Source organism: Flavobacterium oreochromis, from assembly GCF_019565455.1.
GTDB lineage: Bacteria > Bacteroidota > Bacteroidia > Flavobacteriales > Flavobacteriaceae > Flavobacterium > Flavobacterium oreochromis.
Genome location: NZ_CP067377.1, coordinates 640,186 through 663,509 on the forward strand (window position 1 = coordinate 640,186; position 23,324 = coordinate 663,509).

At 31.7% G+C, this 23,324-nt stretch carries 14 protein-coding genes, 1 tRNA gene and 6 pseudogenes; 10 read left to right on the plus strand and 11 right to left on the minus strand.

Annotated elements, in window-relative coordinates:
• The first annotated feature begins 89 nt into the window (after positions 1–89).
• The 3 genes and pseudogenes from JJC03_RS03095 (at position 90) to JJC03_RS03105 (ending at position 1,939) form a co-directional block, all read left to right on the plus strand.
• A complete protein-coding gene (locus JJC03_RS03095) occupies positions 90–611 on the plus strand; it encodes a 30S ribosomal protein S16 (protein WP_088397641.1) in 522 nt (173 codons plus the stop codon).
• 17 nt (positions 612–628) lie between these two features.
• Positions 629–1,155, plus strand: a pseudogene (rimM, locus tag JJC03_RS03100) (ribosome maturation factor RimM).
• Between the two features lie 79 nt (positions 1,156–1,234).
• Positions 1,235–1,939 (plus strand): tRNA1(Val) (adenine(37)-N6)-methyltransferase, encoded by a 705-nt coding sequence (locus tag JJC03_RS03105; RefSeq protein WP_088397643.1) that lies wholly within the window; start codon positions 1,235–1,237, stop codon positions 1,937–1,939.
• A gap of 70 nt (positions 1,940–2,009) precedes the next feature.
• On the opposite strand, the pseudogene hppD reads toward JJC03_RS03105, so the two are convergent.
• The 3 genes and pseudogenes from hppD to JJC03_RS03120 form a co-directional block, all read right to left on the minus strand.
• Positions 2,010–3,171: pseudogene (hppD, locus tag JJC03_RS03110) on the minus strand (4-hydroxyphenylpyruvate dioxygenase).
• A 112-nt stretch (positions 3,172–3,283) separates the two neighbouring features.
• Positions 3,284–4,440: pseudogene (locus JJC03_RS03115) on the minus strand (homogentisate 1,2-dioxygenase).
• A 190-nt stretch (positions 4,441–4,630) separates the two neighbouring features.
• Entirely contained in the window at positions 4,631–5,056 is a 426-nt protein-coding gene (locus JJC03_RS03120) for a Rieske (2Fe-2S) protein (RefSeq protein ID WP_088444436.1), read from the minus strand.
• A 156-nt stretch (positions 5,057–5,212) separates the two neighbouring features.
• Between JJC03_RS03120 and greA the strand changes: the two genes are divergently transcribed.
• The 3 genes and pseudogenes from greA to recA all read left to right on the plus strand — a co-directional run bounded on the left by greA (position 5,213) and on the right by recA (position 7,120).
• A complete protein-coding gene (gene greA, locus JJC03_RS03125) occupies positions 5,213–5,689 on the plus strand; it encodes a transcription elongation factor GreA (RefSeq protein ID WP_235874329.1) in 477 nt (158 codons plus the stop codon).
• 12 nt (positions 5,690–5,701) lie between these two features.
• Positions 5,702–6,090 (plus strand): annotated as a pseudogene (locus tag JJC03_RS03130) (HIT family protein).
• Between the two features lie 25 nt (positions 6,091–6,115).
• A complete protein-coding gene (gene recA / locus JJC03_RS03135) occupies positions 6,116–7,120 on the plus strand; it encodes a recombinase RecA (protein WP_014166107.1) in 1,005 nt (334 codons plus the stop codon).
• A gap of 292 nt (positions 7,121–7,412) precedes the next feature.
• Here the strand turns inward: recA and bioB are convergent, their stop codons facing one another.
• The 8 genes and pseudogenes from bioB to mce all read right to left on the minus strand — a co-directional run bounded on the left by bioB (position 7,413) and on the right by mce (position 19,098).
• Entirely contained in the window at positions 7,413–8,495 is a 1,083-nt protein-coding gene (gene bioB / locus JJC03_RS03140; RefSeq protein WP_088397650.1) for a biotin synthase BioB, read from the minus strand.
• A gap of 106 nt (positions 8,496–8,601) precedes the next feature.
• Positions 8,602–9,582 carry a porin gene (locus JJC03_RS03145; RefSeq protein WP_235819331.1) on the minus strand — a complete coding sequence of 327 codons (981 nt, stop codon included), beginning with the start codon at positions 9,580–9,582 and terminating at the stop codon, positions 8,602–8,604.
• Positions 9,583–9,873: 291 nt separating this feature from the next.
• Positions 9,874–10,550 (minus strand): annotated as a pseudogene (aqpZ, locus tag JJC03_RS03150) (aquaporin Z).
• A gap of 237 nt (positions 10,551–10,787) precedes the next feature.
• Positions 10,788–11,708: a bifunctional riboflavin kinase/FAD synthetase gene (locus JJC03_RS03155; protein ID WP_235873964.1), complete on the minus strand. Its 921-nt coding sequence runs from the start codon at positions 11,706–11,708 to the stop codon at positions 10,788–10,790.
• Between the two features lie 61 nt (positions 11,709–11,769).
• Positions 11,770–13,539 carry a M43 family zinc metalloprotease gene (locus tag JJC03_RS03160; protein ID WP_235873965.1) on the minus strand — a complete coding sequence of 590 codons (1,770 nt, stop codon included), beginning with the start codon at positions 13,537–13,539 and terminating at the stop codon, positions 11,770–11,772.
• Between the two features lie 215 nt (positions 13,540–13,754).
• A complete protein-coding gene (dnaE, locus tag JJC03_RS03165) occupies positions 13,755–18,293 on the minus strand; it encodes a DNA polymerase III subunit alpha (protein WP_103714461.1) in 4,539 nt (1,512 codons plus the stop codon).
• Between the two features lie 239 nt (positions 18,294–18,532).
• Positions 18,533–18,606: transfer RNA gene (locus tag JJC03_RS03170), tRNA-Ile, on the minus strand.
• Between the two features lie 87 nt (positions 18,607–18,693).
• On the minus strand, positions 18,694–19,098 hold the full coding sequence (mce, locus tag JJC03_RS03175) for a methylmalonyl-CoA epimerase (protein WP_088397688.1): 405 nt from the start codon (positions 19,096–19,098) through the stop codon (positions 18,694–18,696).
• A gap of 84 nt (positions 19,099–19,182) precedes the next feature.
• On the opposite strand from mce, the gene rbfA reads away from it, so the two are divergent.
• From rbfA to JJC03_RS03195, 4 genes and pseudogenes are all read left to right on the plus strand, one after another.
• Complete coding sequence (gene rbfA / locus JJC03_RS03180) at positions 19,183–19,575, plus strand: 30S ribosome-binding factor RbfA (RefSeq protein WP_088397689.1); 393 nt, start codon at positions 19,183–19,185, stop codon at positions 19,573–19,575.
• Positions 19,576–19,579: 4 nt separating this feature from the next.
• Positions 19,580–20,788, plus strand: a pseudogene (locus tag JJC03_RS03185) (ABC transporter permease).
• A gap of 496 nt (positions 20,789–21,284) precedes the next feature.
• On the plus strand, positions 21,285–22,463 hold the full coding sequence (locus tag JJC03_RS03190; RefSeq protein WP_088444439.1) for an acyl-CoA dehydrogenase family protein: 1,179 nt from the start codon (positions 21,285–21,287) through the stop codon (positions 22,461–22,463).
• Between the two features lie 80 nt (positions 22,464–22,543).
• Positions 22,544–23,317, plus strand: coding sequence for a DUF3050 domain-containing protein (locus tag JJC03_RS03195; RefSeq protein WP_088397692.1), 774 nt, complete (start codon positions 22,544–22,546; stop codon positions 23,315–23,317).
• Positions 23,318–23,324 lie beyond the last annotated feature (7 nt).

Below are 23,324 nucleotides of genomic sequence, written 5' to 3' on the forward strand. Positions count from 1 at the left end.
TTTTTTTAGAGCTTTGAAAACCAAAATAATCTGTATATTTGCAGCCTTAAATAACCGAGGTCGGGAACCTCAATTTAATCCAATTAATTATGCCAGTTAGAATTAGATTACAAAGACATGGTAAAAAAGGAAAACCTTTTTACTGGATTGTAGCGGCGGATTCACGCTCAAAAAGAGATGGTAAATTCTTAGAAAAAATAGGAACTTACAATCCAAACACTAACCCTGCAACTATCGACTTAAACGTTGATCAAGCTGTAACATGGTTATTCAACGGTGCTCAACCTACTGATACTGCAAGAGCGATTCTTTCTTACAAAGGTGCTTTATTGAAACACCATTTAGAAGGTGGTGTTCGTAAAGGTGCATTAACTCCTGAACAAGCAGAAGCTAAATTCACAGCTTGGGTAGAAGAAAAAGCGGCTAAAGTTAACGCTAAAAAAGATGGTTTAGCTAAGTCTAAAGCTGATGCTAAAGCTGATGCGTTAAAAGCTGAAAAAGAGGCTAACGAAAAACGTATGGCTGCTCAAGCAGAAGCTGCTAAAGCTGCTGAAACTACGGAAGAAGCACCAGTTGTAGAAGAAACTAACAACGAAGAAACTGAAGCTTAATTATAATTAGCGATCTTATGCGTAAAGATGATTGTTTCTATTTAGGTAAAATCGCTAAAAAATTTAGTTTCAAGGGCGAGGTCTTGATCTACTTAGATACAGATGAGCCTGAAATGTATGAAGATTTGGAATCAGTCTTTGTTGTGACCAACAAAGACTTGGTTCCTTTTTTTATAGAGAAAACACAGCTCCATAAAGGCACCTTTTTGAAAGTAAAATTTGAAGATATAAACTCTGAAGAAGAAGCTAATGAAATAATAGGCAAAGAAGTTTACTTACCTTTATCTATGTTACCTACTTTAGAAGGTAATAAGTTTTACTACCATGAAGTAATAGGATATAAAGTCTTAGATCAACGTCTAGGCTATATTGGCAACATAGTAGCTATTAATGATAGCGCAGCTCAACCTCTTTTTGAAATCAAAAAGAGGATATTGAAATTTTAGTTCCAATGATAGACGAATTTATCGTAGAATTAAATCGAAACGATAAAACTATCACTTTAAACACTCCGGAAGGACTGGTTGATCTTTATTTAAAATAAAATTTTCAATAATTTTTTTCAGATTATACCTTTAAGAGATTGTAGCAACCTGCAATCTTTTTTTATACAATATCTAATCATGTTTGAGTTTAAACAATTTAGGATTAAACAAGATCGTTGCGCTATGAAAGTAGGCACAGATGGCGTTTTATTAGGTGCTTGGACACCTATTTTCAACAACCCTTATTCTATTTTAGACATAGGTAGTGGCACTGGATTAATAGCCCTCATGTTAGCACAACGTTCAAAAGCAGAGCAAATAGACGCTCTAGAAATAGACGACGATGCTTATGAGCAATGTGTAGACAATTTCGAACATTCTCGTTGGAATGATCGCCTTTATTGCTATCATGCTGGACTAGATGAGTTTGTAGATGAAGTAGACGAAGAATATGACCTAATTGTATCAAACCCTCCATTCTATACTACTGATTATAAAAGCAATGAGGAGTCTCGCGACAGAGCTCGTTTTGAAGATGCTCTCCCTTTTGAGGAATTAATTGAAGCCGCTGATTTTTTTCTTTCAGATCATGGTATTTTCTCTCTTATTATTCCTTTTTCAGAAGAAAGTAAAATCAAAACTCTATGCTTAGAACGCTCATTATACCCCCTACAAATTACACGAGTAAAAGGAACTCCTAAATCCGAAATAAAAAGAAGTTTAATAGCTTTCACACGTATTGAACAAGAACCAATAATAGATGAATTAATAATAGAATATTCAAGGCATAATTACACTGAAAAATACAGTCAGTTAACTCAAGATTTCTATTTAAAAATGTAATACTGCTACAATAAACAAAAGCAGAGATATAAAAAACAACCTCTGCTTTTATTTTAAAGAATATTACTAACTACAAAGTACCTCTTAACATTTGTTCTCTTTCAATAGACTCAAATAAGGCTTTAAAATTACCTGCTCCAAATCCTTTCGCTCCCATTCTTTGAATTATTTCAAAAAACAGAGTTGGACGATCTTCAACAGGTCTAGTAAATATTTGCAACAAGTACCCTTCTTCATCAGCATCAATCATAATTCCTAATTTCTGAAGCTCATTAATATCTTCTTTAAATTTAGACATATGATCTTTTAATCGCTCGAATTGCATCATAATAAGCTTGCGGAGGCGTGGTTAAAAACTCTACTCCTCTTGCACGCATATCAGCAACTGTTTTAATAATATCATCAGTAGCAACTGCAATATGCTGCACTCCTTCATCTTCATAAAAATCTAAATACTCTTCAATTTGAGAACGTTTTTTACCGTGAGCTGGCTCATTTATAGGGAACTTTATCCTACCATTTCCATTTGACATAACTTTAGACATCAATGCTGAATATTCAGTAGTAATTTGCTTATCATCAAAAGAAAGAAAATTAACAAACCCCATAACGTCTTCAAACCATTTTACAGCCTCATTCATACGATTCCATCCTGTATTTCCGACCATATGATCTATATATTTTAACCCTACTGGCTCTGGATTATAATCTGATTTCCATTCATTATATCCTGGCATAAAAACTCCGTTATAATTTTTTCTTTCCACAAAAACAAAAACCGTTTCTCCATAAGCACCATAAATCCCTGCACGAACAACTTCTCCATTTTCATCTTTTTCAACAACAGGTTCAAAATATGGCTTTGCTCCTCTTTTAGTTGTTTCTTCAAATGCAGAGTGAGCATCTTCTACCCAAAGAGCAATTACTTTAACACCATCTCCATGTTTTTTTACGTGTTCTCCAATAGGGGAATTACTATTTAAAGCGGTGGTTAAGACTAAACGAATTTTATCTTGTTTTAACACATAAGATGCACGATCTTTTACACCTGTTTCTAAACCTGCATATGCTAAAGACTGAAAACCGAAAGCCGTTTTGTAAAAATGAGCTGCTTGTTTCGCATTCCCTACATACAACTCTACATAATCTGTACCTAAAATTGGAAGAAAATCTTGAGCTCCTTCAAATATTTTTTCTAATCCGTATTCTACTGATTTTAATTCTTGTGCCATATTTTTTATATTATACTTATAGTCATTCTATTAAATTTACTATCCTATTTAAATATAAATTTTGAAAGAACGCTAATATTTTTATTATTTAATTTTATTAGTTACTTAAACTTTATTCTAACCAGGACTGGTAATATTTATCATCTGCAATTTGCATAGCTTCTTCTGTAACCATTAAAGGCTTAAATGTATCAACCATTACAGCTAATTCTAAGGTTTCTTTTTTACCTATACTCCTTTCAGCAGCTCCAGGATGAGGACCATGTGGTATACCTGCTGGATGCAATGATATATGACCAGCCTCTATATCGTTACGACTCATAAAATCACCATCAACATAATACAAAACTTCATCTGCATCTATATTACTATGATTATATGGAGCAGGAATAGACTGTGGATGGTAATCATATAATCTTGGAACAAATGAACAGATAACAAAAGCATCTGTTTCAAACGTCTGATGTATTGGAGGTGGTAAATGTATACGTCCTGTTATTGGCTCAAAATCATGAATAGAAAAAGCATATGGATAATTATAACCATCATACCCTACAACATCAAATGGATGCGAAGCATATATTACGTCAAAAATTTCATCCTTCTTTTTAATTTTAATTAAAAAATCACCTTTTTATTATGACTTTCTAATTCTTCAGGTCTACGAATATCTCGTTCACAAAAAGGAGAATGCTCTAATAATTGACCAAACCAATTTCTATATTGTTTTGGAGTATATACAGGTCTTCTAGATTCTACAATAAACAAACGATTCTCTTCGGTATCAAAGTCTATTTTATATATCATACCTCTAGGAATAACTAAATAATCACCATATTTAAAATCTAGATTACCTAACATGGTTCTTAATTTACCAGTTCCTTTATGAATAAAGATAACTTCATCAGAATCAGTATTTTTATAAAAATAATCTGTCGTAGATTTTCTAGGGGCTGCCAGAACAATATGACAATCTGAATTTGTTAAAACAATTTTCCTACTTTCTAAAAAATCATCTTGAGGAGGCACTTGAAAACCTCGCAAACGATAAGATTGAATATTATTTGCTTTTGCAATCTTAGGTGCTACGGAATACTGCCCCTTTATTTGTTTTACCATAGTAGGTCTGTACTCATGATACATATTAGTTGACATACCGTCAAATCCAATAGTTCCAAAAAGTTGTTCGTAATATAAATCGCCATTTTCTTTACGAAATTGTATATGACGCTTATGAGGAATTTTTCCTAATTTGTGATATATAGGCATTGCATATAATGTGTTAATTAGACCATTTTAAAAAATATATTTTTAATTATAAAACCCAACAATTAAAAACTAACTTCACATTAAAACTCATTCGGGGTTTCTTTTTATAAAAAACTTCAAATAAGCTAATAAATCTTCAAATATAAACTTCATACCTTACAAATTTCGAAAAAAAAGTGGTAAAAAAAAATTAATTATAAATTCTAAGTACTCCGTTTAAATTTTCAACATTATATCTTTTCAGAGGATATTGTTTACCTCCATCTCCTGTATACAAATTAAACTCATTATTATCACACGTACATTGTGCATTAATTCCTTTTATAGTTAATTTTGAACAATTGGTTGGATACTGAATAGGACAACTTGCTTCCCAAGCAACAAAATCTCCTGACGCACCTGTTCTCATAACAATAACACCTTGAATACCAACTCCAGGAATAGTGATAAGCAAAGGAGCACCTGGATAATTAAGCTTATTATAAGAAGGCAAAGAAAGGTTTATATCTATTGAAAAATTATTGTTCCCTAAATAAGGATTTGTATTATTAACAACATTGTTCTTATCACATGCAAAAACAAAGATTAAAATAATTATTAAAAAATATTTTTTCATCCTTTTTATTTGATTTTTTTTGCAACAAATTTAAATTATTTACATTTGTATAACGTTGAATCAATCAATTAAATTACTAACTGAATAAAAAATAGTATCTTTGCGAGAAATCCCGCTACAATGGGATTTTTTCTATTTATACAATACAATGATGTTATGAATAAAGTATCTTATTATACAGCAGAAGGATTAAAAAAGTTAAAAGAAGAATTAGAATATTTAAAATCTGTAGAACGTCCAAAAGCATCTGAAGCTATTGCAGAGGCTCGTGATAAAGGTGATTTATCAGAAAATGCCGAATATGATGCTGCTAAAGAAGCACAAGGTCTTTTAGAGATGAAAATTGCAAAAATGGAAGAGCTATATGCAAATGCTCGCCTAATTGATGAATCTCAGTTAGATTTATCAAAAGTATTAGTTTTATCTAACGTTAAAATAAAAAACCAAGCTAATGGAATGGAGCTAACTTACCAGTTAGTTGCAGAAAGCGAGGCAGATTTAAAGAAAAATAAAATTTCTGTTACCTCCCCAATAGGAAAAGGTTTACTTGGAAAATCAGTAGGTGAGATTGCCGAGATCAAAGTACCAAATGGTGTTTTGAAATTTGAAGTTTTAGAAATTACTAGAGACTAATCATATATTACAATGGCTTCTATTTTTACAAAAATTATAAATGGGGAAATTCCTTGCTACAAAATAGCAGAAGATGATCAATATTTAGCTTTTTTAGATGTAAATCCAAATGCTAAAGGACACACACTTTGCATCCCTAAAAAGAGGTTAACAAGATTTTTGAAATGGATAACGAGCTCTACTTAGGCTTAATGGTTTTTTCAAAAAAAATTGCTACTGCAATTGAAAAAGCGATTCCTTGTAAGCGAGTAGGTATGACCGTTATTGGTCTAGAAGTTCCTCATGCTCATGTACACTTAATTCCTCTAAACATAATGGATGACGCTCGTTTTACTAATAAGGTAAAACTATCTGACGAAGAATTCAAAGAAATTGTTGAAGCTATTACAAAGCATTTATAATATTTAACACTGTAAATTCAAAAAAATGAGTTCAGAAAAAGAAGCTAAACTAAAAGCTTTACAGCTTACTTTAGATAAATTAGATAAAGCATACGGGAAAGGTACCGTGATGAAAATGGGAGACAAAGCAATAGAAGAAGTAGAAGTTATTTCTTCAGGGTCTCTTGGAGTTGATCTTGCTTTAGGAGTTGGTGGTTACCCAAAAGGGCGTATCATTGAAATATTTGGACCTGAATCATCAGGTAAAACTACCCTTACACTACATGCTATAGCAGAAGCTCAAAAGGCTGGCGGAATTGCTGCTTTTATAGATGCAGAACATGCTTTTGATCGTTTTTATGCCGAAAAATTAGGGATAGATATTGATAACCTGATCATTTCACAACCTGATAATGGTGAGCAAGCCTTAGAAATTGCAGAAAGTTTAATTCGATCTGGAGCTGTAGATATTGTAGTAATAGACTCTGTTGCCGCACTTACTCCCAAAAGTGAAATTGAAGGAGATATGGGCGATTCTAAGATGGGATTACATGCCCGTCTAATGTCACAAGCATTACGTAAATTAACAGCTACTATTAGCAAAACTAATTGTACTGTATTTTTCATCAATCAGCTTCGCGATAAGATAGGTGTAATGTTTGGAAATCCTGAAACAACTACAGGTGGTAATGCGCTTAAATTCTATGCGTCAGTACGTCTAGATATTCGTCGTTCTTCGCAAATTAAAGATGGTGAAAATGTATTAGGTAATAGAACTAAAGTTAAAATAGTTAAAAATAAAGTGGCTCCTCCTTTTAAAACTGCAGAATTTGATATTATGTATGGAGAAGGAGTTTCAAAAACAGGAGAAATACTAGATTTAGCTGTTGAATTTGAAGTTATAAAAAAATCAGGTTCTTGGTTTAGTTATGGTGAAACAAAACTTGGCCAAGGACGTGATTCTGTAAAATCTTTAATAAAGGATAATCCAGAATTAGCGGAAGAATTGGAAATCAAAATAAAAGAGCTAATTAAGAACTTAGAAAATTAATTTACAATAAGTTGCAAATAATTTTGCAACTTATTTTTTTTTATATATTTACGATATATGAAAGAAAAAAATCAATACAACGCTTTTCTATTGGTTATAATATTAGCAACAGAATCTATTTTAGCTGTTGCACCAGCACCTCCACCTCCATCAAAAATATAATACCTCCTGGAGGTGTTCCAATAGATGAATATTTATTAGTTTTAGTTTTTTTTGCATTACTGTTATCAACTTACTTTTTTAGAAAAAAGATTAAAAAAAGCTCCTAAAATTTATTAGGAGCTTTTTTTCTTTATTTCTTATTTGAAACTGCCAAATTACGTTCTATTTGGTGTCCTGGTCTAGACCATTTAGGTTTTTCTCCTAAAGATTCATATTCAGAATCACATGCCTCCACTGTCTTGGGTTGCATTAGTTTGATAAAAGGTTTTTGAGGATTTAATCCTAACAAGTCAAACATCTTCATATCCTCATTTACATCTGGATTAGGAGTCGTTAGTAATTTATCACCTGCAAAGATTGAATTTGCTCCAGCAAAGAAACACATAGCTTGTCCTTCTCTTGACATTTGGGTTCTACCTGCTGAAAGCCTAACCTGTGTTTCTGGCATTACAATTCTTGTTGTAGCCACCATTCTGATCATTTCCCAAATTTCAACTGGTTTTTCATTTTCCATAGGTGTTCCTTCTACTGCCACTAAAGCATTAATAGGAACTGATTCAGGCTGAGGATTTAAAGTAGACAGAGCAACTAACATTCCTGCTCTATCCTCTATACTTTCTCCCATACCTATAATCCCTCCGCTACAAACGGTTACATTTGTTTTACGTACATTTTCAATTGTTTTAATACGATCTTCGAAACCACGTGTTGAAATTACTTCTTTATAATAATCTTCAGAAGTATCTAAATTATGGTTATATGCGTACAAACCTGCTTCTGCTAATCTTTGTGCTTGATTTTCGGTAAGCATTCCTAATGTACAACAAACTTCCATATCTAATTTATTAATGGTTCTCACCATTTCTAAAACTTGATCAAATTCAGGCCCATCTTTCACATTTCTCCATGCTGCTCCCATACAAACTCTTGAGGAACCGGATTCTTTTGCTCTTAAAGCCTGTGCCTTTACTTGACTAACACTCATTAAATCATTACCTTCAACATCAGTATGATAACGTGCTGCTTGAGGGCAATAACCACAATCTTCTGGACAACCACCTGTTTTTATTGACAATAGTGTTGAAACCTGAACTGTATTAGGATCATGATACTCTCTATGAATAGTAGCAGCATGATAAAGTAAGTCCATCAAAGGCTGATTGTATATTTCGATAATTTCTTCTTTAGTCCAATTATGTCTTGTAATACTCATAAATAGATTATTTAAGGGTCAAAAATACACAATTCGTTTAATATAAAGGTGGTAATAAAACAACTTTTATACGATCAGAATATAATTAATTTAACACTATTTATAGTTAGGTCCTGAATATTAAACTTGTCGTTACAGAATAGTTATTATTATCATTATTAAATATACGATCTTTTGAATTATATGCTTTAGCTTCAAATCGAAATTTGAGTTTTTCAGTAAGATCATAATCTAAATTAGAAGAAAATCCTAACACTTGAAAACCATTTGGTGTACTGGTTGGAACTATAATTTGCTTTCTATCATTATAATATTCCGCTCTAAATGCAGTAGTTATTTTTCTATTAATTTGACTCTTCACCATTAATATTGGCCCATACCAAGTTCCATAGTTTGTTTTATCATATTTATCTGATCCAATATCAAATCCAGCAATCAACCCAAATTTAGTAGTTGGTTCATATTGCATGTATAAATTATGAAAGGTTCTAATTGCTTTTATACTGTCTGCTTGATCAGTACCAATAAAATTACTGTAATTGAATAGTATTTTCTTATTAGGTTTAAAAGTTATTTGCCCTCCAAAAGATGGTCTTTGAATAAAATCTGGTTTTTTAATTCTTTGCCAACCATTTAAATATAAAGCAGCTAAATAAATTTTCTCATTTGGTGATTGATAAGATAGCCTAACTCCAGCTTCATAGTAAGGAGATCCTTCTGTAATCAAACTTCTTGTCAATGTCCAACAATCTGCTCCAATAGCACTTCCAAAACCTATGTGGGAGGGCAAAACACCAGCATCTAACCACAAATTACTTGTTTTAGATAATCTTGCTCCTACATTTGCTTCGTAAATGAATTGTGCCCAAGTAGGTTCAGCACTCAAATTGTAGGTTGCGTAATTCCCTCCCATTAGTCCTAGATTAGCTCTGATGTTCTGATCTTTGTAATTTAGTTTTAATAATAGTAGGTTAAAATTAACTTCATCATGTCTTTTATGACTATATACGAAATTAGGTTTATCATGATTTGCAGGCTTAGAAAAATCGTAACTATAATACAATTCTCCATAAGCACTAACTGTCATTTTTTTTATGGTATCGTTTTGAGAAAAAGCTTTTGATATTGGGGAAAAAGAAAAAGAAAACTATATACTTTTATTAGCCTCGATTTTGTATTTTTTTTTATCATAAATAACTCAAAAATAAATTTTAAACATTTGAAATATTATTTTTATTAGTTAAATCTATATTTTAAAAAAATTTAAAAACGATTTCTACTAATAAAAATAGGCATTATAACTTAGTAAAAGGAACATAAGAGATCTATTGTATCTTAAACAATCATTAATATCTACCTATAATTCCTTATTAATATTTTAGTCTGCTTTAAAATACTTATAAACAGAACCTGCTAAAAAGAAGCAACTACGGGAACTACTACAAAAAGCCAAAGCTGTGAAATAGCCCAATCTCCAACAAATACCGCTTGACTAATACTTCTTGCTGGATTTACTGAGGTATTTGTAACAGGAATACTTATTAAATGAATAAGAGTTAAAGCTAAACCAATTGCTATTCCTGCAAATCCTGTGTTAGCTCTTTCATCTGTAGCCCCTAGAATTATCAACAAAAACATAAAAGTCATAACAAACTCTGTTAATATAGCTGCTAACATACTATATTTTCCTGGGGAATGTTCACCATAACCATTTGCGGCAAAATCACCAATTACACTTCCATTTCCTGTTACGATTACATAAAGGACAGCTGCTGCAAATAATGCTCCTGCAATTTGAGAAATTACATAAGGTAAAATTTCTTTTGCTTTGATTCTACCTCCAGCCCAAAGACCAATTGTAACAGCTGGATTTAGATGAGCTCCCGAAATATGACCAAATGAATACGCAATTGTTAACACTGTCAATCCAAAAGCAAGAGAAACACCTGTTAACCCAACTCCAACAGTTCCAAATTTTGCAGCAAATATTGCAGTTCCACAACCTCCTAATACTAGCCAAAATGTACCTATAAATTCTGCTATATTTTTCTTCATAATACTATATAAAACACCCTACTCTTATGGCTTTTCGGTTACGCCTCGTTTTTTCTGGTATCTGATCTCCAATTGAATTTAAAAAATTTTTTGTAATATTAATAACTGCAGCTTTAATAAAACGGCTGCAAAAGTAATAATAATAAAAGATACGATTCAAGAAAAAAACAACACTATGTGAAGAATTGTATTTTTAAAGAAATAAAGGGAAATGTTTTAACAAAAAACCAAAATTGTTTAATTTTTTTTAAGAATAGCTTGTTGTTTATCTTCTTCTAATTGCTTTTTAAGGGCGTGTAATGAGTCAAATTTTTGTTCTTCTCTAAGATAATGATATAAAATAACGGTTAAGTTTTCGTCATAAAACTCAAAATCACAGTCAAACAAATGTATTTCTATAGTAAGAAATTGTCCATTAATCGTAGGTCGATTTCCAATATTCATCATTCCTTTATAAAGATTATTTTTCAGAAGTACTTCTACGACATACACACCTCCTTTAGGAAGTAATTTTAAAGGAGAATCTATTTCAATATTAGCAGTAGGAAAATCTATAGTTCTTCCTATTTGATTTCCTTTAACGACCTTTCCTCTAAAGCTATATGGATTTCCAAGGTATTGATTAGCTAATGATATAGAACCTTCTTTTATAAATTGTCTTATTTTAGTAGAACTAATGGTTATTTCATTTAATTCCTCTGCTGATATTTGTTCTACATCGAAATTATATTTCCCACCAAATCGAATTAAATCATGAATATCTGAAGAGCGATTCTTACCAAATTTATGATCGTACCCTATAATAATTTTTTGAATATTTAATTTATCAACTAGGATATTTTTAACAAACTCTTCTCCAGATAAATTGGATAACGCTTCATTAAATTCTAGAAACAATAAGTTATCTACTTCTAATTTTTCTAACAATTCAATTTTTTCTGCATTGGTACTTAGTAGTTTAACAGGAGAATCTGTTTTAAGAAAAGTTCTTGGATGATTTGTAAAAGTAATTACAACGGTTTCATTAAATTCATTAGCATTTGATTGTAATTTCTTAATAATTTTTTGATGCCCTAAATGCACCCCATCAAAAGTTCCTATAGTTACAATAGTTCTTTTAGAAAATTGAACATTTGATAAATCGCTAATTACTTTCACCTTTTGTAATTTTGGTGAGCAAATTTAATGAAATAATAAAAAGAGAGGCTATCTCCTCTCTTTATTTTTTCACAAAAATTATAGAACTTGAATTACTTTCTGTTATTATTTGAAACAAATAGAATCCAGATGATAGATAACTAACATCTTCTGAATTTGTAACGTTCTTTTCTACCTTGAATTCTTTTATTAGCTTACCTGTTAGGTCAAAAATTTTGCCTATGCCACTTGTACCTACTTTACTTCCAAACAAATAGTATAGTTGATCATGAACTGGGTTAGGTGCTATAATAATTTGGTCATCTAAATATTTTATTCTAAATCCTTTTATACTTGATTCTGAAAATCTTCCTTCTCTAATTATGATATTTTCTTTATAACCTATTTTATAATACCCCTCTCCATTATCACAACATAATCCATCTTTATTTGTATCTTTTATAACAAAAGTATAACATTCTTTATCACGTAAAGTCCATTTTTCTTGAATAAGAGCTGGATCATTATCACTATAAGGTCCGCCAGAATGAAGTATTTCACCTAAGCTATTTGATAATCCCCATGTAATATTTGATCCTTTGTTATCTAACTGTAGCTCAAAGCTTACTTCGTCATAAAAGAAAGCTTCTGCTTGAGCTGTATTAATAATTTTAACTTTAGCAAAATTATTTGAGCCCCTGGCATCTGTCACCCCATTTATCTGTACTATCTCTACGTTTAAGATATCATTTTCAACTCCTATTTCAGGAATAGAAATAAGGGCATACTGATTAGGTGTTAATGTTCCTTTCCAATTAATTTCTTTTACAGTCCCCTCATTAAAACGATACTTTATTAAAGTGCTATTAACATCATTAATTCCTCTATTAATTATTGATATTTTTCTAGGCTCATTAATACATAAATTAGTAATTCCTGTGAACTGTTTTTCGATTTTTACCTCAGCATCATTAACCAATAATAATATAGATTTTTCTTTTTCTGAGCTTACTATAGTCCTTCTTCTAGGCGAGTTTTCTAATATGGTTCGAATTCTATCTTTCTGATTTTGTGTAAAAATATTCATACAGGCATCATCTGTATAATCCATATAATTCTGAACCATTTCATCTCCTGTCTCAAGGCAATTTAAAATTTTAGGGCATCCTAAATTGGCATTATGAGCTTGTGGAGTATCAGCACAAAAATCATCTCCACAATAGGCATCACCCCATATATGTCTTAATCCAAGCCAATGTCCTACTTCATGAGTAACAGTTCTCCCTTTATCAAAGGAAAATCCTCCGTAAATTCCATTGGGATAATTTTCTCTAGAACCAAAATTTAAATAATTAATTACAATTCCATCTGTATCATCAGGACCTCCATTTTGATTTAATCCTGGTACATTTGCTACGCTTGGAAATTGTGCATTTCCTAACAATCCAGATTTTTCAAAATCAACTACCCAAACATTTAAATATAATGATGTATCCCAGAATGTTTCTGGTTTTACAATATTATTAACATCGTCTTCAGACCATTTTGAATGATTATAATATACTCGCTCAATACCATTGGTTGGGTTACCTACAGGATCTACTTGTGCTAAGGCAAATTGAATTTCTAAATCAACTCCACTAGGATGGTTATTATAGCCTGGTGTATTTATTTTTTCCCTAAAATCGTTATTTAAGATTTCTATTTGAGAAAGAACTTGTCGATCATCAATATTAGGAGCCTGTCCTACATCTTGTCCAGAATGTATAATATGTACAACTATGGGGATTGTAATAATTCCGTTTAATACTGATTTATTTTTTTCTGCCTTTCTATTAATGGATTTAACCATTTTTCAAATTGAGCTAAAGTAGCTCTTTTAGGATATTTTTTTGCAAATATTGTTCGTACTCTACAGTAGAGCATCTAATTACTTTTCCTTCTTCATTGTTTTGTCCTTTTAGGGTAAATGAGATGAAGAGAATTAATAGATAGATTATGGACTTATTTATTATTTTCATATTAATTAAATACTGTTTATAAAAATACGAACTTATTAAATTTTATCTATGCAATTTTAAAATTTATTTGCATATTTTCCATTTCTTGTAACAGTTCAGAAGAAATTTTTATTTTTATCTTACGACTTGGCATAGATAACATATTTTTAATAATTATTTCCTCTTTCTCTTCTGGTATCTCTACCTCAATTTCTCCATTTTCTATATCATCGTTTTGACTGTCTTCAATAGGGGCACTATCAATTTCTAATTGTTTTTTAATTTTTTCTAGCTCCATAACTTCAAACGTTACCTGATGATCTCCTTTATTATCTACAAATAAATTATACAAATTATTTACTAAGTCTTCTTTTATTTCATATATAGAAAATAAAATGGTCATTTTTTTAGCATAAGTTGGTAGAACATCTGCAAGCATTTTCCCATCCATAAATTGGATTCTAGGATCTGACTTTTTACCTGTTTCACGATTTGTCCAACCTTCTTTTACATTCAATTTAAAATAAACGAATTGATTTTGAACTAAATAATGACGAAATCTTAAATATTCTTCATCAAAAATTCTAAACTCATATGTTTCATCATATCCTTCTAAATTAAATGTTGCCCAACCTTTACCATTTTTAGCAGTTCTGTGTTGAACATTACTAACCATACCTCCTAACGAAATATTTTTCCCTACTAATTGCTCTAAATAAGACAACTGTTCTAAACGAGTATTACAGAAATATTTCATTTCATATTTATAATCATCAAGTGGATGCCCTGAAATATAAATTCCTACTACTTCTTTTTCCCTTGCTAATTTTTCCATGGTATGCCATTCTTCACAAGGAGGAACTGTAGGTTCTGGTATTTGAACTTCTGTCGTATCGCCGAATAGACTTACTTGAGAAGAATTTTCATTTTCTTGCATTTTGGCACCATATTTCATGGCTTTTTCTAAAAACCAGATATTATCACCTTCATGATGAAAATATTGAGCTCTATGAGTATTTTCAAAACAATCAAATCCTCCTGAAAGTGCAAGATTCTCAAATGCTTTTTTGTTTGCTGCTCTTAAATCTATTCGTTTGGCTAAATCAAAAATTGATTTGTATTTACTTTCTTTTCTATTTTCAATAATGGTGTTTACCGCTCCTTCTCCAACCCCTTTAATTGCCCCCATCCCGAATCGAATAGCATAATTTTCATTTACTGTAAATTTATAAAACGACTCATTGACATCAGGTCCTAAAACCTCTAATCCCATACGCCTGCATTCTTCCATAAAAAAAGATACTTGTTTAATATCATTCATGTTATTAGAAAGAACGGCTGCCATGTATTCAGCTGGATAATGCGCTTTAAGATAAGCTGTCTGATATGCTACCCAAGCATAACAGGTGGAGTGTGATTTATTAAATGCATAACTTGCAAAAGCTTCCCAGTCAGTCCAGATTTTATCTAATTTCTGAGCATCATGACCATTAGCCATTGCTTGATCTATGAATTTAGATTTCATTTTATCTAGTACATCCTTTTGTTTTTTCCCCATTGCTTTACGAAGAACGTCAGCATCACCTTTAGAGAAGTTTGCTAATTTTTGAGAAAGAAGCATTACTTGTTCCTGATACACGGTAATTCCATACGTTTCTGCTAAATATTCTTCGCAAGCATCTAAATCATATGTTATTTCTTCAATTCCATTTTTTCTTCGAACAAAGGAAGGAATATATTCTAGAGGCCCTGGGCGATACAAGGCATTCATGGCAATTAAATCAGCAAAAACAGTTGGTTTTAAATCCTTCATGTATTTTTGCATACCGGGTGATTCATATTGGAATACTCCAACTGTTTCTCCTCGTTGAAAAAGTTCGTAAGTTTTTACATCATCAATAGGAAAATTATCAGGATCTAATTCTATTCCCAAACGATATTTTACTAGCTTAACTGTATCTTTTATTAGAGTTAAGGTCTTCAGACCCAAAAAGTCCATTTTTAATAGACCTGCACTTTCTGCTACTGAGTTATCAAACTGAGTAACATATAAGTCTGAATCTTTAGCGGTAGTTACAGGAACGAAATTAGTAATATCATCTGGTGTAATAATAACTCCACAAGCATGTATCCCTGTATTACGCATAGAACCTTCCAAAACCTTGGCTTGCTGAATGGTCTCTCCTGCTAAATCACCTTCATTCGCTATACTTATTAACTCTTTTACTCGATCAAATTCCTCAGAGGATTTGAGTGCTTTTTTAACTTCTCCCTCTTCTTCTTTTAAAAATCGAGCAAGATTCCACTTAGAAGGCATCATAGCTGGAATTAGTTTTGCAATTTTATCTGCTTCAAATAAGGGTAAATCCAACACCCTAGCAGTATCTCGTATGGCAGATTTTGTTGCCATTTTACCATATGTAATGATTTGTGCTACTTGGTTAGCTCCGTACTTATCAATAACATACTGCATTACATCTCCTCGTCCTTCATCATCAAAATCAATATCAATATCGGGCATGGATACACGATCTGGATTCAGGAAACGCTCAAAAAGCAAATCATATTGAATTGGATCTATGTTTGTAATTCCTAAACAATAAGCAACTGCTGAACCTGCAGCAGAACCACGACCAGGACCAACAGAAACGCCCATTTGCCTTGCAGCAGCAATGAAATCTTGAACAATTAAGAAATAACCTGGATATCCCGTTTTTTCTATTGTTAATAATTCAAAATCTAAACGTTCTTTAATTTCATTCGTTTTAGTTAAATTTATTGATTCATCAGCAATTTCTGGGTATCTCTTACGAGCTCCTTCGTATGTAAGATAACGTAAATATTTATTTTCTCCTCTTTTACCTCCATCTTGATTGTCTTCTGCTACTAAAAACTCTTCAGGAATATCAAATTTAGGTAATAGTACATCTCGATATAAGGAATAAACTTCTATTTTGTTTATAATTTCTTGAATATTAACAATAGCCTCTGGCAAATCAGCAAAAAGATGTTTCATTTCTTCTTGCGTTTTAAAATAATATTCTTGATTAGGAAGTCCATAACGATAACCACGCCCCCTTCCAATAGGTGTAGCTTGTTTTTCTCCTTCTTTTACACACAATAAAATATCGTGAGCATTAGCATCTTCCTTAGCAACATAATAAGTATTATTAGTTGCTATCAATTTAACTTGATGTTTATGAGCAAACTGTGTTAAAGTCTGATTAACGCGATTTTCATCTTCTTGATTATGACGCATTATTTCGAGATAAAAATCATCTCCAAATTGTGATTTCCACCACAAAAGTGCTTCTTCTGCTTGGTTTTCACCAACATTAAGAATTTTACTAGGTATTTCTCCGTATAAATTACCCGATAGAACTATAATATCTTCTTTATATTGTTCTACTATGTTTCGATCTATTCTAGGTACGTAATAAAACCCCTCTGTATAGGCAATAGATGCCATTTTTGCTAAATTATGGTAACCATTCTTATTTTTAGCTAAGAATACGACTTGATATCCATTATCTTTGACTGATTTATCTTTATGATTGTTACAAACAAAGAATTCTCCCCCCACGATGGGTTTAATTTCAACTTCAGAGGGCGTTTCTCCTTTTTCTATACTAGCTTCATTTTTAGATTTAGCAGATTTATTATGATTTAAGACAGCACTTACAAACTGAAAGGCTCCCATCATGTTTCCTACATCAGTCATAGCTACTGCAGTCATTTTACTTTTAGCTGCTGCATTTACGATAGCAGGAATAGAAATTGTAGATTGTAAGACGGAAAACTGAGTATGATTATGCAAATGTGCATACACAGCGTGTTCTAAACTTTTAATTGCTTCTTCCGAAACAGCTGTACCTCCTCCTTCTTGCTGTATTTTATTTAATCTATTTCTAATTTCATCAGAAGCAGACTTTAAATTGATATGCTTTAAACCAATTAGTTTAATTTCTTGAGGATTATTTTGGCGGAAACGCATATAATATTCCTCTGGAACATCTAATTCTTCTTCTGTAAAGACTTCTCTTTTAATGAGTTCAAGAAAACAACGAGTTGTAGCTTCTACGTCAGCAGTAGCATTATGAGCTTCTGCAAAAGGTTCCCCAAAGAGGAACTGATGCAATTCAGTAAGTGTTGGTAATTTATACCTCCCTCCACGTCCTCCTGGTAATTTCAATAATTCTGCTGTAGTTTCAGTACAAGTGTCTAAAACAGGCATTTGTGATAAAGCAGAAGTAACTCCTCCTCTATAAAACTCACATCCCATTATATTAACATCAAAGCCAACGTTTTGACCAACAACATATTTTGCTTTTGAAAGAGCTATATTAAATTTATCTAATACCTCTTGTAAACTAACCCCCTGTTCCATGGCTAATTCAGTAGAAATACCATGAACTCTCTCCGCATCATAAGGAATATTAAATCCCTCTGGCTTCACAAGATAATCTTGGTGTTCTATGAGTTGCCCCATTTCATCGTGCAACTGCCAAGCTATTTGTATACAACGTGGCCAATTATCTGTATCAGTAATAGGGGCAGACCAACTACGTGGTAAACCTGTAGTTTCAGTATCAAAAATTAAATACATAGATGCAAAATTCGAAATTTTAATAACTCTTTTCCATAGTAATTTTTCAGAATTTAAATCTGAAAAGAGAATTTCCAAAAATACATTTTAGAAAGGAAGAAATCAAATAATTTAATAGGAAGGATGATTATTGATTCGTTATTCAGGTTTTAAGCCTAACTAACTAGTGTAAAACAAAGAATATAAAATTTTATAAAATAAAAAAGCCTCACATTTCTGTAAGGCTTTGATTTTACTAGTGGTCCCACCTGGGCTCGAACCAGGGACCACCTGATTATGAGTCAGGTGCTCTAACCAACTGAGCTATAGGACCAATTTACCTAAGTAAACTTTTTTATTTGCTCAGAGTTGCTCTCTGTTTGCGGTTGCAATATTAAGACATTTTTTTAATTCTGCAAAATTATTTTTCAATTTCTTGACACAATTCGATCAATACCCCATTAGTACTCTTAGGATGTAAGAAAGCAACTAATTTATTATCAGCACCTTTCTTAGGAATTTCGTTCAAAACAATAAATCCATTTTTTTTCAATCTTTCTATTTCTAGTAGTATATTTTCAACATCAAAAGCAATATGATGGATCCCTTCCCCCTTCTTTTCAATAAATTTTGCAATAGGACTTTCTGAATGAGTAGCTTCTAAAAGTTCTATTTTATTAGGACCATTCATAAAAAAAGATGTTTTAACACCTTCACTTTCGACAAATTCTTCTTTATATGCAGGCTGCCCAAAAAGTAATTCAAAAATCTTATTAGATTCTTCTAAACTTTTTACTGCAATTCCTATGTGTTCAATTTTTTTCATTACCAAATTATTTATTTAGACAAATATATCATTTGAGAAACTCAAAATAGCAACACTAATTACAAAAAATTGTATGTTTGCAGCATGGAGACTAATAGACAGAAAAAAATAGGAAACGTTTTACAAAAAGATTTAGTAGATATTTTACAAGGAGAGGTACGTAAAAATGGAATTTCAAATCTTGTTATATCTGTTTCAAAAGTGAGTGTCACTACTGATTTATCAATTGCAAAAGTATTTCTTAGCATTTTCCCACAAGATAAAGCAGAAGAAATTTTAGAAGCTGTAAAATCAAACACTCCCCTTATTAAACACGATTTAGCACAACGTGTAAAACAACAACTGCGTCGCGTTCCTAATCTACTTTTCTACATTGATGACAGTTTAGACTACATTGAAAAGATAGATAATGCTTTATCAGGAAAAGACAACCCAATAGAAAACCCTAATTTATTAGATAAAAGAAAGAAATCTTAAGCAATTGTACTTCCCTTTTTACATAGCGCAACGATATTTACGCACTGGCAGCAAAAACAATGCAATAAACATTATTAGCCGCATAGCCTCAGTAGGAATAATCATTGGATCTATGTCATTATTTGTTGTACTCTCTGTTTTTAGTGGACTAAAAGAGTTCAGTCTATCTTTTAGCAATAACTTTGATCCTGATTTAAAAATCTTTCCTAAAAAGGCAAAATCATCACAGTTAATAGCCAACAACTTGATAAATTAAAAAAGCTAAAAGGAATTAAGTTTTACAGCAATATCATTGAAGAGAAGGTTCTTTTCATGTATAAAGGAAAAGAACATGTTGCCGAAATCAAAGGCGTAGATAATCAGTTTAATCAGGTCAACAAAATCCAAAAAGCAATCTATCAAGGTCAATGGCTAGTTCCTGAAACCCCTCAAGTTGTTATGGGAAATGTTATTGCAAATAAATTATCATTAGGTCTTTTTGATTTAAACAACACTCTTGAAATTTATGTACCGAGACCTGGAAAAGGAACCATTACAAATCCTGAAACTGCTTTTAACAAATCCAATCTAATACCTGTAGGAATATACTCTATTAATGATGATTTAGATGCAAAGTATGTTTATACAGACTTAAGACTAACTCAAGATTTATTGGAATATAAAAAAAAATGAAGTATCTGCAATAGAAATAAAAACAGATAGTCTAGCCAATGAAGACATCATCATCTCTGATTTAACTAAAATATTTAAAAATAAAGTAGTCATAAAAAACAGAACACAACTTAATGATAGCTTACATAAAATGTTAAATACTGAAAATACAGCTATCTACCTCATTTTCACATTAGTTATCATCATGACCCTTTTTACTTTAGCAGGCGCTATCATTATGATGATTCTTGAAAAAAAGAACAACCTCCAAACCCTTCTAAATCTAGGCACTACCATCAAAAACATTCAAATAATATTCTTATTACAAGGAAGTTTAATAACTTTCATCGGAGGCATATTAGGTATCGCACTAGGCTTTATATTAATCTTAATACAAGACCAATTTAGCCTAATAACAATAACCGAATCACTACCTTACCCTGTCAAAATAGAAGCCACAAACATTCTAATAGTTTTTGCTACTATTATGATTTTAGGCTTTACAGCCTCTTTTATTGCTGGCAGCAGAGTAACAAAAAATCTACTAAACCACAATATTTAATATTTCTAACAAAATTAATTTAAAGCATCTTTATCTTTCCTATCTAAATAAAAACAAAACACAGATCCGAAGAATTAGAACAAAAAAAACAAGCCATAAAAAATAATCTCGAAAATAAACACAAACACTAAAACTCAGCAATCTTCTTTTTTCCTTTAAAAAATAATGATCGAATTAAACAGAATCAATCAAAACCTATTCAATTCAACTAAACTTTTCAACTTATAATTAAAAATCTCTCCATTTAAAACAACCTACTAAAGCGTAATCAAATTTCTAGCAAGAATATTTCAAAGAGACACTAAACACAAAAAATTCAAACAAAACAGAAATAATTAAACCTATAAAATCCTGAAATAAATTATTTATCTGATTCATAACATTTATCAGTTGTTGAATAAAAATCTTTATCTAATTTTGTTAAATCGTGTTTTTAAAAAATATGATTTAATAAATATTTTTATCATCTTTATTTTTTATTATAAAAACAAACCATATGAAACCAGATTTATTTCAATCACCTGATTACTATCTATTAGACGACTTATTAACAGAGGAACACAAACTTGTACGTGATGCCGCTCGTACATGGGTAAAAAAAGAAATATCACCTATTATTGAAGAATATGCACAACGTGCTGAATTCCCTAATCAAATCATTAAAGGATTAGGAGAAATTGGTGGATTTGGACCTTACATACCTGTTGAATATGGAGGAGCTGGACTAGATCAGATTTCATACGGTTTAATAATGCAAGAAATTGAAAGAGGAGATTCAGGTGTACGCTCTACTTCCTCTGTACAATCCTCATTAGTAATGTACCCTATTTGGAAATATGGTTCTGAAGAACAACGTGAAAAATATTTACCCAAATTAGCTACAGGCGAATGGATGGGGTGCTTTGGATTAACAGAACCTGATTATGGATCAAATCCTAGCGGAATGGTAACCAATTTTAAAGATATGGGAGATCACTATCTTTTAAATGGCGCTAAAATGTGGATTTCAAATGCACCATTTGCACAAATTGCTGTGGTTTGGGCAAAAAACGAAGAAGGACGCATTCATGGATTAATTGTCGAACGTGGCATGGAAGGCTTTAGCACACCTGAAACACACAACAAATGGTCACTACGTGCATCAGCAACAGGTGAACTTATATTTGATAACGTAAAAGTCCCTAAAAAAAATTTACTACCAGGAAAATCAGGTCTAGGTGCCCCTCTTGGTTGCCTTGACTCAGCCCGATACGGAATAGCATGGGGAGCAATTGGAGCTGCTATGGATTGTTATGACACAGCTTTGCGCTACTCAAAAGAACGTATCCAGTTTGACAAACCAATTGGAGCCACGCAATTACAACAAAAGAAGCTCGCTGAAATGATTACAGAAATCACAAAAGCACAACTTCTTACTTGGAGACTAGGCGTATTACGCAATGAAGGAAGAGCTACATCTGCCCAAATATCTATGGCGAAAAGAAATAATGTTGACATGGCACTAACAATCGCTCGCGATGCACGTCAAATGTTAGGAGGAATGGGTATTACAGGCGAATATTCTATTATGCGACATATGATGAACTTAGAGTCAGTAGTAACATACGAAGGAACACACGACATCCATCTGTTAATTACAGGTATGGATGTAACAGGCTTTCCAGCCTTTAAATAATACACAAATAAATAAAAATGATATGAATGCCTCTCCTTTTAAAGAGGCATTTATTATTTTTGTCGAAATTTCTTTAAATAATGAGTATAGAATCTATCCATAAAAATATCCAAACACAAAAGGATATATTATTAAATCACCCCTTATACCCAAAAATCAAAACATTAGAATCGCTCAACATATTCCTAGAACATCATATTTACGCAGTTTGGGATTTTATGTCTTTATTAAAAGCACTTCAAAATCAATTAACCTGCACTAGCACCCCGTGGAAAGCCTCCCCTAATCCCGAAACACGCTATCTAATAAATGAAATCGTACTAGCAGAAGAATCAGACTTAGCTTTAGACGGTAAGCGCTTAAGCCACTACGAAATGTATTTAGAAGCCATGCAGGACTGCGGAGCTTCTACTAATGAAATTAAAAGCTTTTTAAAAAACGTAGACGAAACCCGAAATATTTTTGTAAGCATCAATCAAAGCGAACTAGGAAAAGCTATAAAAGATTTTTTAACTTTTACCTTCAAAGTAATAGAAAAAGGACAACCCCACGAAATAGCAAGTGCTTTTACTTTCGGAAGAGAAGATTTGATTCCTAGTATGTTTACCGCTATCTTAAAAAATTTTAAAGAATCATTCCCTGAAAAAGATTTTTCAAAGCTAATTTATTACTTCGAACGTCATATAGAACTTGATGGAGACGAACATGGTCCAATGGCTATGAAGATGATTGAATATTTAGCAAATGATGATCAAGAGAAATGGAATGAAATGGAAAAAATTGCAATTGAAGCCTTAGAAAAGCGCATTCAACTATGGAATGCAATTGAAGAATCTATTGATTCCATACAATAAGACCAGC